The sequence below is a fragment of the Nocardia sp. NPDC055321 genome (assembly GCF_053645575.1).
On sequence record NZ_JBSHMS010000003.1, the window covers coordinates 355,958 to 368,839 of the forward strand.

The window sequence follows — 12,882 nt, forward strand, 5'->3', positions numbered from 1 at the left end:
GCTACCGGATGCCCGGGGTGGCCGGATCGGTGCCGAAGCAGCCCACGATGTAGCAGCCCGGCGGCCACCCCGACACCGGCGGGGCCAGCGGTTTGTCCAGGCACGTCAGGAAGCCGCAGCCCGGATACGCCATGCGGCCCAGGCCGAGTGCGGCGAGGGTGGCCTCGGGATTGGAGATCTGCGGATCGGCCAGGCTGACATCGGGCACCGGACGATACGGGCCCGGGTCGGCCAGCACCGGATCACGGAAGGCGGCGTCGAGGGCGCGCATGGCATCGTGCGGGAAGCTCACCGCGCTGCCCGGGATGGTGATGCCGGTCCAGCTCAGCAGCAGGCCCAGGCTCGGCACGATGTTGTTGTCCTGGCGCATCATTCCCGACATCTGCACGGCGTCGGCGGGCAGACCGGGGAAGATCGACGCGCAGCCCGGGCCGTTGACCACGAACAGGTAGCCGTAGCAGTCGTTGGTGCCCGCCGGGGTGGTCGCCTCGTCCAGGTAGGCCCGGGAAATCACCTGTGTGCCCGCCCAATCGCCGCGATTGGCGATCAGCAGGCCGAGTTTGACGAAATCGGCCGGGGGCATGACCAGGTGCGCGTACCCGTAGGTGTGGCCGCTGCGATCGCGGGCCCAGTAGTAGTCACCGCGGGCTATCCCCAAGGGGTCGAACAGTTCTCGCTGGGCGAAGCTCTGGAAGTCCTCGCCCACCGCCTGCTGCACCACGTAGGTGAGCAGGTCCACCGCGCGCTGGCTGTACTGCCATTTCGTGCCTTGCGGGGCGACGATCGGCATCGCCAGCGCCTGCGCCACGACGTTCGGATCCAGCTGCACCAGACCGGTGATGCCCTCCGAGGCGACGGCGACCTCCATGCCGGAGGATTCGGTCAGCAGGCTGCGCACGGTGATGGCTCGATGCTCGGCGTCACCGAGCCCGGGCGGCAGGTACCGGTCGATGGGGTCGGTGACCCGCAGGAGTCCGGCGTCGACGGCGATGCCGGCCACCATGGACACCACGCTCTTGGTGCTGCTCCACAGGTTCCACGGCATGTTCTCGGCCTGCGCGTTGGTGGGGCCCGCCGCCACCAGGCAGTTGTTCCGGTAGATCGAGACCGTGAAGCGGGTCGGGTCGGCGACGAAATCCAGCGCGCGGTCCAGTGCGGCCGAATCCAGCCCGACCTCCTCGGGGGCGGCGGTTTCCGGCGTTCGCCCGGAAGTGACCGAACACTGCCGTAGTTGGCCCGGGTCGGCCTGCGTCACGGGTACACCGGCGAAGAGCGTCGCCGCCGTCATCACCGCCACCGCCAGGGCCGTCATCGTTCGCCGCACACCGTCTCCTCTGCCCGAAGTTCCCTTCGTTCAGATCGGAAACGACCACTCGCCGTTATCTTTTCGTGACCCCCGACTTCTCGGGGCGATGGTTCTCGGGGCAGTGAACTTCCGGGCACGACACGCCGATCGGGAAATTCACCCCGAACCCGGTGGGTCGCACCGGGCCCGGGGGGATCGGGGGGCGCCGAGGCATGCTCACCCGCGCGGGCTGGAGCGATGCCGTCGGCTCCGGGTGGGCTCCGACGATACTTGTCCGCCCCCATGGTGTCGGCAATGCCGCTCCCGCGCAGCAAATCCGCCAAGGAAGGCGCGACACGCGCGTGTCCTGCCCGAGCGTCGCGCGATGTCGCGGTTCGACTGTGCCGCAGGACGGGCCGGACGCGCTTCACCCGCCAGGGATGGTTTCGTGAGCGGGCGGCCGTGATTGCCCGGTCGGGCATACGTCCAGATCGGACCCCCATCCGGTAGCTTGAGATTGCTAGAAAGTTGCTTCGCGCATGTCCGGCGGCCAGGGAGGCTTGGGTGACCTCAACCGAGCGGGTGGATCCGCACCCGAGGACGGCGCAGCACCCACGTCTCGACTCGGAAAGGCCGGCGCCGAGCGCGCATTCCGTGGTTCGGACCGCCGCACTGGATCTGCTCGCCGCGGCACTCGGCCAATACCACGCCACTGTGCTGATCATCAGCGCACCGGCCGGCACGGGAAAGAGCGTCGTCCTGGCCGACTGGCTCGACCGGGAGTCCCGCGCCCGCGGGGATGACCTGGTGACCGGCTGGATCACCGCCCACGACGGCCTCGACTCCGCGACGGCGCTGATCGCGGCCGTGCACGACGCGCTCGGGCCGAAAACGCCGCTCCCGGACGCGCTGTCGGCGCTGTCCGGCGACGCGCCCGGCACCCGGCGACCTCGGGCCGACGCACCCGCGTGCGAGGTTCCGCACCGCACAGCGCCGCAGCGACGGCACGCGCCCCGATCCCATGCCGTGCCGCCGGCCGGCAACCCGGCCGCCGCACCCGAACTCGCCGATCTGCTCGCGAGCCTCGCGCAGGCCCGGGCGACGGTGCTGGTGATCGACGACGCCCACCGCATCACCGCGCCGGAAGCGCTCGCCGGGCTGGAAAGCCTACTGACCCAAGCTCCCTCGCATCTCACCGTGGTGATCGCGGCCCGGCGGGCCCCGGCGCTGGGCTGGCACCGGCTGGACCTGCTCGGCCGAATCGTGCGCGTGGGCGCCCGCGAACTCGCCCTGAACAGCCCCCGGGCGCGGGAGGTCTGCGCCCAGCACGGCTATACCCCGGACGCGGCGGACCTGCGCGCGATCATGTCCCTGACCCTGGGCTGGGCCGCACTGGTCCGGCTGGCCGCCGCGCACCTCGCGGGCCACGACGGCCCGCCGCGGGCCGCGCTCACCGCCCTGGCGCGCCCCGCCCGCGCCGTCTCGGACTTCCTGGGCGCGGAGGTCCTGTCCGACATGTCCCCCGGGACAACGGCTTTCCTGACCCGCACCTGCCTCCCCGAAGCCTGCACCGAGGACCTGGCCGCCGCCCTGGCCGGCCCCGACGCGGCCCACCAGCTGGCGCTCCTGGAAGCCGCCGGGTTCCCCTTCACCCGCGAGGTGCGCGGCGACCGGATCTGGCTCGAACACCACCCCCTGGTCCGCGCCCACCTGCTCGCCGAGGCCCGCCGAACCCACCCCGCCCTCCTGCCGGACCTACACGACCGAGCCGCGACCTGGCTACTGGCCGCCGCCGAACCCCTCCGGGCTCTCCCCCACCTGATAGCCGCCCGGAACGACACCGCCCTACGAGCCTTCCTGCGCGACAATGCCTTCGCCCTGGTCCTGGACGGCTCCGGCGAGCCCCTCCTGCACGCCCTCGACGCGGCCTCCCCCGCCGTCACCGACGACAGCTTCGTCTGGCTCCTACGCGCCGTCCACGCCCGGTCCCGCGGCGAAATGACCGAGGCCGCAGCGTATTCGGCCCTGGTCCACGCCCGCCCCGACGCCCCCTCCCTGGCCCCCATCCACTGGCTGCGCTTGCTGACCCGGGCCGTAACCCTCCACACCGACCAGGATGCTGCCGCAGTCGGCAACGGAGACCATGAGCTCGGCACGGACGAACCGCCAACCGAGACAGGGCAACCCGACATCGACTGCTATCTCGCCCTGCAACTCGCGGTCTCGCGGGCCCTGCGCGGCGACCTCGCCGACAGTGAACGCGCGCTGCGGCACTGTCTAGCCCTGGCATCCCGCCGCGGCCGCCATCGCGTAGCCCTGCGAGCGATGACCCACCTGTCACTGACGGCCTACCTGAACGGCGCGATCACCACGATGCGCGACCGCGCCGACGACGCGCGGTACGTGGCCACACGCCACGATCTCTCACATACCTCAACCGCGGACCACGCGGCCGCCCTCGCCGCCCTGGCCTGCCACTGGCAGGGCACGACACCCGACCACCCCATCGTGTACACGGGCACACCCGCCCGCCGGGATCACGACATGCCCTGCTCCCCCTGCGATCCCACCCTGATCCGGCATACCGACTCCCGGCTACTCGCGGCGTCTCCGAGCGGCGACCCGGCGCAGCGCGGCTGCTGTGGCAGCGATCCGGCACCCACTCCCGCCACCGGCGACCGGCATAAGTGCGGGCGGCACAACTGCACCGACGCAAGGCATGCCATCAGAGCGCGGGAAGTTGCGTCCGTATTCGACGACGCGTGTCTGTCCGAAGCCCGGCCGTATGCGGCGGCGCTGGGCGGCGGGGGCGAAGAGTGGGGTGACAGCGTCACCCGGGTCATCGGGTGGTTGATGGCTTTTCACGCGCCGGACGCGGAACGGTTTCCGGCGGCGAACGGGCTGCGGGACAGTCTTTCCCGGTTGTTGCGAAGTGAGGGCGCTGCGGCCGGCGGGCCCCTGCTCCCGGCGGCGGTGTGGGCGCTGCTGGGGGTCAACGAGGCGGGGCTCGCGCAGGAGCTGGTCGAGGTGGGGGCGGGGGCGCTGGGTGAGTCGGCGGACGTCGTCGTCGCGCGGGCGTGTATCGCGGAGGTCGGGAACCGGTCGAAATCTACTCGGGCACTGCTCGTTTCGGTGCTGGACACCGTGGCGGGCGTGCATCCGGTCACCGAGGTGACCGCGTGGCTGCTCGACGCCAGTGCGGCCGAACGGCTCGGGCATGGGCGGCGGGTGCGGCCGAGCCTCGAGCGGGCCCTTCGGCGCGGGGCGGACGAGGGGATCATCCGGCCGTTCCTGGATGTGCCGGGGGTGTTGGCGATGCTCGACGAATACACCGGAAGGTTCGGGCGCCTGGACGCTTTCGCGGATCGCGTGCGGGCGCATCCGGCGGCCGGGCGGGCCCAGCGCGGGCCCGCGCTGACCAAGACCGAGCTGGCGGTGCTGCGGCTGCTGCCCTCGGGGCGTACGGCGCAGGAGATGTCCGAGGATCTCGGGGTGTCGGTCAACACCGTCAAGACGCACCTGCGGGGTATCTACGGCAAGTTGGGCACCAACACCCGGGGCGGCACCCTGGATCGTGCTCGATTCCACGGAATCATCTAGCGGCCCAACGCTACTCGTACCGAGGGTTGCGAGATCGGACGCGCGGGCCCGGGACCGCCGCAACGCCACCGACCTCGCGGACGCACGCGTCCCCCGGTGCGATCGAGCCACCGGGGGACGCGGATACGAGAGAACCTAGGACCCGGCCTTCAGCGCCGGCGGCTGCCAACTGCCGTCGATCACGCTCTGTTCCGGCGCGTACAACCGCATGGTCAGCGAGAAGTTGCCGGATTCCGGTATGGGCAGCCAGTTTCCGGCGGGCACGCCCGAACCCGGGTCGGCGCTCTGCACCATGATGTCCACCGAACCGTCGGGGTTCGCGGTGACCGGGACCTGATGGCCCACCGAGTAGATGTTCGCCGGATTGGCGACCAGGAAGCTGTCCGCGTCGTAAGCGGTGATCGACCAGAAAGCCTTGGCGGGCGGCAGTTTCCCGGCATCGAAGTGCAGGGTGTACTTGCCGTTCGAGCCACCGCCGGCGGGCTCGACGAAGATCGTCGGATACACCGCGTCCTTGGGCAGATTCGCGCCCAGGCCCAGCATGGCGGTGTTGGCGCGCAACGCGTAGTCGGTCCCGTAGGTGCCCACGTCGGTGCCGAAGAGCCAGCCGTTCTCGTTCTTGCGGTCCGGATCGGTGAACGAGGAGATCGCCTTCATCCCCGCCTGCGCGCCCGCGTTGAGGACGTCGGGCGTGGTCTTGTCGGTATTGCCGCCGGGGGCCACGCCGATCTCGGCGAACCGCTTCATGGCCGGCTCGTCCGCCGCCGCGGGAGGATTGGCGGTCATGAGCTCGTTGAGCGTGGCGAAGAACTGCGGGGCGAACATCTGCGCGACCTGCTGCGACGGGCTCTTGGTCTTGTCGCTCGGCTGCCCCGGGGGCAAATTCTCGCGGTCACCCGCCACCCACCTGCTCAGCGGCACGAGCTTCATCTGCTCCTGAATGGCCTGCACGGCAGCCACATCGGACTCGCCGTTCACCTGCACCCGGCCCAGAATCCAGGCCATATCGGTGGGCATCTTCAGTTGGGTGACGCCCTCGGGCAGCGTGCCCTCGAATCCCGGGCCGGTGACCGCGTAGGTGAACGGGCCGGTCTTGGTGTCCGACCCCACCTGTGGATCGAGGTTGCCCGGATCATGGGTGGTGTTGGTCCACGCGTCCAGGATCTGCATGAGCCAGTACCGGTCGCTCTCCATCTCCGGCACCTGCAGGATCATCGGCTCGGCCTTCAAGTCCAGCCAGGCCTGCGAGTACAGGGTGTCCAGGTTCAGCCGCACCACCTGCCGATCATCCGGCGTGGGCAGCGCGTCGGCGTGATCGAAGCGGTTGGACTCGCCGGCCGCGGCACGGGTGGCGTCCATGAGGACCAGCGGATACCCGAAGACGTAAGCGTCGGACGCGATGGCCGTCTGATCGTCGGCGGCAGCGCTGCTCGAAGTGCCCGAATCCGAGTCCGAGGAATCACCGCCGCAGGCCGCCAGGGCCAGCCCCGCCATCGCGATCGACAGACTCACCGCCGCGGCCCGCACCAGCGGGCGGCGTGCCATAACCCCAAAGCTGTGCATACCCATGGACTCCCCTGTCTCACCGCGGCAGGTGCGGCGTCGGATCGGGCAACGTGACGTGGACGAGCACACCGCCCCCGGCGGTCGCCGGGCACGGACTCCCCACGCTGCCCGATCCCGCGCCGGCGGTCCTCACACGTCACGGGTGATATTCGGCCCCGAGGTCCGGATCCGCCGCGACCGGACCTCAGCGGGCGTCGATGGTGGCGAAGGCCGCCCAGATCAGCGGCGAGTTCTCGATCGCGCCGGTCGCGCGCCAGGCGGCCAGGCGGGTGCGCTGCCAGTCGTTGAGCGCCCGTACCGGATCGGCCCCCTCGTGGGCCGCGTCGATGGCGCACACGGCGTCCTGCAGGGGACGGCTGGTGGCGGGCGCACCGCCCAGTCGCTGGAAGGCGAGATCGGTGGGCAGCGGCCAGCGACCGGCGGTGACGAGTTCGGCGCCGCCGGTGAGCATCGCGGCCACCAGGCCCAGCGCCTCACCGAAGCGCAGGTCCCCGCCGCTCTCGCAGGCGATGAGAGCCACCCGGCTCGGAATGGGCCAGAGCTGTGGTCCGCTGCGCGGATCGTCGGCCAGGGTGTGGGTGCCCAGCAGCAGATCGCGCGCGGAGAGCGGGCGGTGATCGCGTTCGGCCGGGGCGAAACCCAGGGTGTCCGCGGTGCAGGCCAGGTGCAGGGTGGCCGACTCGCTGCGCCCGGATTCGGGCGCGGCGGCGGTCACGTGGCCGACGTAGAGCAGGCGGGAGGCCCCGGTGCGCAGCACCTCCCCGAGCCAGTCCCGATCCAGATCGGTCCGCCGGAACGCTTCGAGCGGGTCGCCGACCCGGGGCACCAAACGGTCCCGCGCGGCGTGACCCGCGACCAGTTCGGCCAGCGGAGCGCCCGCCTCCATCCGGCCCAGCACCGAGCCCAGCACCGAATCGGCCCGGAATCCGGGCACGCGCGGGTCGAGCACCGCCACCACCGGCAGCTCCCGCGCGCTCTCCCACGACCGCCCGATCCGGGCGGGCGCCTGCACGATTCCCGCCGGCGCCAGCAGGCTCACGTCGGCGATCTCCACCAGCCGCAGCCCCGCGTCCGGCGCGATCAGCTCCCACGGGATCTGCGCCACCCGCGGCGACGGCTGGATTCGCAGCAGCGGCCGCACCCCCGCGACGTGCAGCTCGTACAGCTGCACCGCGAGCTGATACGGCAGGAAGGTCGCCGAAAGCAGCTGCGCCAGCTCATCTTCCGCCGCAAGGTACGCCAGTTCACCGGTGCTCAAGACCTTTTCGAGCCCACCCGCTTCCCCCGGCGCGGGCAGCGCGGCCGCGAACCGCCCGACCGCCGCCTCCACCTGCTCCCGGGGCACGACCCCGATACCCGCGGCGGCCGGATGATCCACCCACCGCCAGGTGATGAACAGCTCCCCCGCGTCGGCCATCCGCACCAGCGCCGTCGGCTGCCCGCTCACGGCCGCATTCACGACGTGACCACGCGATCGTCGCGGAGACGGCGGCCGTAGCGTTGTTCGGCGGCGGCGATCCAGGGGGCGAGGGCGAGGTGGCCGTCGGGGGCCACCGCCACGTGCGGGGGCGGGGCCACCGGCAGGCCGGCGCCGGCCGCCACGGCGGCGAGCGCGCTGCCCAGGTGCAGGGCGTCGGCGACCGCGGCGGTGGGCGGGGACGGGGTCGCCATGGGCTCGAGCAGGTTCAGATGATGGGGAACGGGGGCGGCTGCGGCGATCCGGCCGATATCGAGGGTCGTTCCGACGCAGCTGGTTTCGATCAGATCGGCGATCAGACGGGCATCGCCGGCGAGGTAGGCGTAGCGGAAGGCGACGCGCAGCGCGGGATCGGCGATGCGGCGGCTCCAGGTTTCGCGCTGCGGGCCGTCGGGGAGTTCGTAGCGAACCGCGTCCAGGGCCAGCGCCGCGGGCACGGCCAGATCGACCGCGCGGGGCAGCAGGGCGGGATCGGCCTCGAGCAGCGGTTCCAGCAGCCCGGCGTGCCAGTAGTCCAGCTGGGCGCAGTGCAGTCCCAGGCCGTGCCCGGCGTAGGTGGCGCGGGCGTCGGCCAGGGCGCGCTCCCCGTCGGCGTAGCGGTGCGCGGCGAAAGCGACCATGGCCGAACGGGTTCGGACATCGGCGGCGTCGATGACCGCGCCCGACTCCTCGAAATGCGCGAGCGCCTGCCGATACCGCGTCTCGGCCAGGTTCAGGTCCGTGCGCTGCTCGGCGATGAAACCCATAACCTTCCAGCCGATCCCGGCCCGATAGGCGACCCCGGTCTCGTCGAAGTACTTCTGCGCGGCCAGCAGCAGCCGTTCGGCCTCGTCGAACCGACCGGACCGCGAATGCATGATGGCCAGATTCTGCGTCGTCTCGGCCACCCCGGAACTGTCCCCGGCGCCGGCGAACGCGGCGAGCGCCTGCCCGGCGAAATCCTCGGCCAGTTCCCAGCGCCCGGTCTCGAAATGCGCGGCCGCCAGGTTCATCAGCGGATGCCCGGCCTGCGCGGGCGCGTAATGCTCTGCGGCGGAGAGCGATTCGTTGCCCAACTCGATCGCACGCGACCACTGCTGCCGGTGCAGCGCCAGCGCGGTGGCCGAGACCAGCCCGGCGAAGCGCAGATCCGCGGGCGCGTCCGGGGCGGCCAGCACCGCCCGCGCCCGCTCCATGGCCTCCTGCGCGCCGTCCAGATCCCCGAGGTGCTGCAGCGCCTGCGACAGGTTGATGAGCGCGACCGGTCGCATCCGCGGCGCGTGGTCGGGCATGCGCGCCAGCGCTTCCCGGAATCGGGCCACCGCCTCGGCGTGCTCACCGAGCTGATCGGCGACACACGCCGCGTCGACCAGTGCGCACAGCGCGTAATCGCCCGGCTCGGTCAGCACCGCCGCGTCGAAGATGCGCAGCGCCTCGCGCAGCTCCCCGCGCACCATCGCCTCGGCCCCGGCCCGCAGCGCCGGCGACTCCTCGGGGCCCGCACCGCTGGTCATGGGCACGTCAGAAGTCCGAATCCTCGGCGGCGGCGGCGATTTCGGCCAGCAGCGGCGCGTCCCTCTGCTCATGGGCGCTGACACCGGCGGCATGCCGCAGCCGCGCCGCCGCGAAGTCGCGGATCCGCGACCGCAGGTCCACCGAGGCGCCCCCGGTACGAATGCCGAAGCCCGGCACGTGGATATCGACGTGGACCGGCGCACCCGCGGACGACACCGCCGCCGCGCCCACCCATGCCCCGCCACTGGGCGTCAGGGCGGCCTCGATCAGCGTGCCGCCGGAATCGATACGCGCCCAGGGCCGCAGGTACGCCGCGACATCCTCGGGAGCCTCCGGCGCGGCGGCCGCGCTGACCGCCACGGTCGTCTCGCCGCCCGCGCGCACCACGCGCCAGGACACCGCTCGCTCGGAGGCGTCCACCAGCCCGGGCGGGCAGTACCGCCAATCCCAGCCGCCGCGGCCCCGCGCCAGGACCAGCGCACCCGGCTGTTCGCCGTCCGCCCCGGCCGCCAGCGCGTAATCCGTTGCCCGCGGCAGGCTTTCGACCGGCGCGGACACCGCGGGTACGACGGCGTCGGCGCCGTCCACCAGGGACTCGCATTCCTCGGTGAGCGCGGCGATATCCCGGTCCAGCAGCCCCGGATCCAATGCCGGGATCGCGTCGATGGTCGAGGCCGGCCACCAGCGAGATGCCCAGTGCGCGTACGCCAGTCGCCGCGCACTGGCGGCCAGCGCGGGCTGCCCCGGGTCCGCCGCGGCCGTCGACGACGCCGTGAACCCGTCCGGCGGCGACGCGCTCGGTTCGCCCGCCGTGAGCGCGTCGTCCAGCGCGAGCGCGATCGATTCGCCGTACAACGCCCACACCCACTGCTGCGCGAGCTCGGCGTCGTCGATCACCGCCGACGGAAGCTGCTGCGGGGCAAGCACATTCCACGTCAGGTGCCCGCCCGCGACCTCGAGCACCATGACATCGACCTCGGCCGTCGCATCGAGCGCGCTCGGCGCGCCGGGCGCCAGAATGCCCGTCAGCCCGTCCGCGAGCCGCCGAATCACCACCTCGCTCATCCCGCCCTCGATTCCATCGGTTCCGCCGCGATCTCGGTCGTCGCCAGGGCTCGTTTGACGCGGGTCCGGTGGTCCAGGATCACCGACCGCGCCACCCCGTCGAGCACATCCCACAGCTCATCGGGCGCGTACACGGGGAATTCGCGCACGTCCCGCCCGTGCAACCGCACCCACAGCCGCCGCGAATACACCCGCCACGGCACGCGCAGCTCCGCCGCGATCGCCTCCAGCGGCCCGCTCGCCCCCTCCGCCCGCACCACCAGCCGCCGGGCCTGCAGCACATAGGCTTCCCGCTGCCACCGCGCGTTGATCACCCGAGCGGCCGCGGACTCCGCTCGCCCGGTCCCGAGTGCCCGATCACCGTGGACCGCAACCACTTCGCCACCCGCACCCAGCACACCGCCATCCGGGGCCGCAGGCACCCCCGCTTCGGCCCCGTCCCACCCCGCGCCATCCCGGGCCGGGCGGGACCTCGCACCGACCCCGCCCCGCGCATCGTCCAGTGCGGTCCCGCCGCGCTCGCCGGCCGCCGCCGACGCCCCTGCCAGGGGCGCGCGCATCTCGGCACCGGCATGCCAGCGATCGCCCTCCCCGCGCACGCCCGCACGCTCGGCAACGATCGGCCGCAGCTGTGCCGCCAGCACCGACCCCGCCGCGGCGGCCACGCGCAGCGACTCGTCCAGCAGCGACCACGGCGAGCACGCCCGCGCCACCTCCGCGGTCACCAGCTCCGGAATGGGCGGCAGTTCCGCCCGCTCGCTCGACGCCTGCAACACCGTGAACACGCGCTCGTGAATGGTCCGATCGAAGGGCAGGCCCAGGCTGGCCTTGGACGCCGAACCGCCCACGCCCGGCGGCCGCGGCAGCTCGTGCGCGGTGAGCCCGAGCTCCTGGGCCGCGTTCCCGTTCTCCGCCCGCCACATGCGGATTCCGCTGTGCGTGCCCACGTAGGCCGCGGTCAGATCTTCGATGTCCACGTCGGGTTCGGGCTCGCCGAGCCGGCCCGCCGCGCACGCGTCGAGCAGTTCGGCGAGCGCGATCGTCGGATCCGGATCGGGGCTCAAAGGCCGCCGCCGCCACGCCGTCGCGATGAGTTCGCCCAGCTCGCGCGCCTGCTCCGGGTCGGCCAGATACTCCTTGAGCGCCTGGGTGGTCCGCCCGGCGGTCATGTCGTGGATCTCGCGCAGCGCCGCCTCGGCCGCGGCCCGGTCCCGCACCGGATCGGGCAGGCCCGACACCGTCGCCAGCTCGAAGCACCGCTGGAAGTACAGGTCCTGGGCATTGCCCTCGGTGATCCGCAGGGCCCGCCGCACCTGCTTGAGCAGGGTGAACCAGGCTGCGGCCGCGCGCAGCACGTCCGCGGCCGCGAGCAGGCGCGTGGTCAGCAGCACCGCGCCGTCCGCGCTCAGCACCGACCCCGCGCACAGCGGATTCTGCACCGGCCGGATCACCAGCGGATCCAGGATCAGGTTCACGGTGCGGCGCAAGGGCCCGCCGTGCGGCCCGCTCAACGCCTCGACACCGTCGAGGCGGCGCCAGACCTCGTCCAGCACCATCGCCCTCGGTCGTCGCATTCGCCCAGGCTAGCGGAGTTCTCGCCCCGATCACGCACCGAAAGTTGGTATCGGTAGGGCGTCGGCCGGTTTCTACGGTTCTCTCAACGGCTCCACCGGGGAGCCACCACAGAAGATCGAGGAAACACCATGAACACCAAGTCCGTTCGCATCGCCGCCGCCCTCACCGCCGCCGCCACCGCCGCCCTCCTGGTCACCGGCTGCAGCGACGACTCGGGCAGCTCCACCTCCAGCACCTCGGCCGCCACCGGCGCCGCCACCCCGGGCAACGCCGCACCGGCCGGAAAGTCCTCGGCCATCGTGGACGGCAAGACGCTGGACGGCACGTTCGACACCACCTGCGTCAAGCAGGGCGGAACCCTGGCCCTGGCGCTGACCGACACCGCCAACGCCACCTACGGCCAGCTCACCGTGAGCGCCACCCTGACCGACGACAGCACCGTGCAGGCGGTCGGCATCGCGGGCAGCAAGGGCGGCGACAACGGCCTGCCCTACGCCATCGGCTTCGGCAACGGCATGCCCGGCGGCTCGGCGAAGGTCGTCAAGGACGGCAAGACCTACACCGTCACCGGCGAGGGCGTCGGCACCCCGGACATGAGCAACCCGACCGCGGGTGTCAAGAACTCCAAGTTCGAGATCACCTTCGCCTGCTCCGACATCGTCGGCTCCTGAGGCAGACGCCTTCCACCGGCCGCCCGACGCGGCAACCGCTCCGACAGCTCCACCCCGCTCGTGCCCGGCCGGGCACGAGCGGGCTCCCCCAACTCGATTCATCAGCACCGATCCCGAGGCTGTCTATTATACACAACTGAAGCTGCCCA

8 protein-coding genes are annotated in these 12,882 nt (G+C 72.2%); 2 read left to right on the forward strand and 6 right to left on the reverse strand.

All coding sequences use genetic code 11. The annotated features are described in order from the left end of the window. Nucleotide 1: 1 nt before the first annotated feature. Nucleotides 2-1,324 carry a serine hydrolase domain-containing protein gene (locus tag ACWIGI_RS06475; protein ID WP_454201321.1) on the reverse strand — a complete coding sequence of 441 codons (1,323 nt, stop codon included), beginning with the start codon at nucleotides 1,322-1,324 and terminating at the stop codon, nucleotides 2-4. A gap of 615 nt (nucleotides 1,325-1,939) precedes the next feature. Between ACWIGI_RS06475 and ACWIGI_RS06480 the strand changes: the two genes are divergently transcribed. Beyond that, nucleotides 1,940-4,885, forward strand: coding sequence for a LuxR C-terminal-related transcriptional regulator (locus tag ACWIGI_RS06480; protein ID WP_454201322.1), 2,946 nt, complete (start codon nucleotides 1,940-1,942; stop codon nucleotides 4,883-4,885). A gap of 135 nt (nucleotides 4,886-5,020) precedes the next feature. Here the strand turns inward: ACWIGI_RS06480 and ACWIGI_RS06485 are convergent, their stop codons facing one another. From ACWIGI_RS06485 to ACWIGI_RS06505, 5 genes are all read right to left on the reverse strand, one after another. Then, on the reverse strand, nucleotides 5,021-6,430 hold the full coding sequence (locus ACWIGI_RS06485) for a DUF1254 domain-containing protein (RefSeq protein WP_454201323.1): 1,410 nt from the start codon (nucleotides 6,428-6,430) through the stop codon (nucleotides 5,021-5,023). A gap of 205 nt (nucleotides 6,431-6,635) precedes the next feature. Continuing rightward, nucleotides 6,636-7,868 (reverse strand): CHAT domain-containing protein, encoded by a 1,233-nt coding sequence (locus ACWIGI_RS06490; RefSeq protein WP_454201453.1) that lies wholly within the window; start codon nucleotides 7,866-7,868, stop codon nucleotides 6,636-6,638. A 38-nt stretch (nucleotides 7,869-7,906) separates the two neighbouring features. Then, nucleotides 7,907-9,421 (reverse strand): tetratricopeptide repeat protein, encoded by a 1,515-nt coding sequence (locus tag ACWIGI_RS06495; RefSeq protein ID WP_454201454.1) that lies wholly within the window; start codon nucleotides 9,419-9,421, stop codon nucleotides 7,907-7,909. 7 nt (nucleotides 9,422-9,428) lie between these two features. Next, the gene (locus tag ACWIGI_RS06500) at nucleotides 9,429-10,487 is read right to left on the reverse strand and encodes a hypothetical protein (RefSeq protein ID WP_454201324.1); all 1,059 of its coding nucleotides are present in this window, start codon (nucleotides 10,485-10,487) and stop codon (nucleotides 9,429-9,431) included. Next, nucleotides 10,484-12,043: a hypothetical protein gene (locus tag ACWIGI_RS06505; RefSeq protein WP_454201455.1), complete on the reverse strand. Its 1,560-nt coding sequence runs from the start codon at nucleotides 12,041-12,043 to the stop codon at nucleotides 10,484-10,486. Before ACWIGI_RS06505 ends, ACWIGI_RS06500 begins: the two co-directional genes overlap by 4 nt. A gap of 147 nt (nucleotides 12,044-12,190) precedes the next feature. On the opposite strand from ACWIGI_RS06505, the gene ACWIGI_RS06510 reads away from it, so the two are divergent. Further along, a complete protein-coding gene (locus ACWIGI_RS06510) occupies nucleotides 12,191-12,733 on the forward strand; it encodes a lipoprotein LpqH (protein WP_454201325.1) in 543 nt (180 codons plus the stop codon). The last annotated feature ends 149 nt before the right edge of the window (nucleotides 12,734-12,882 follow it).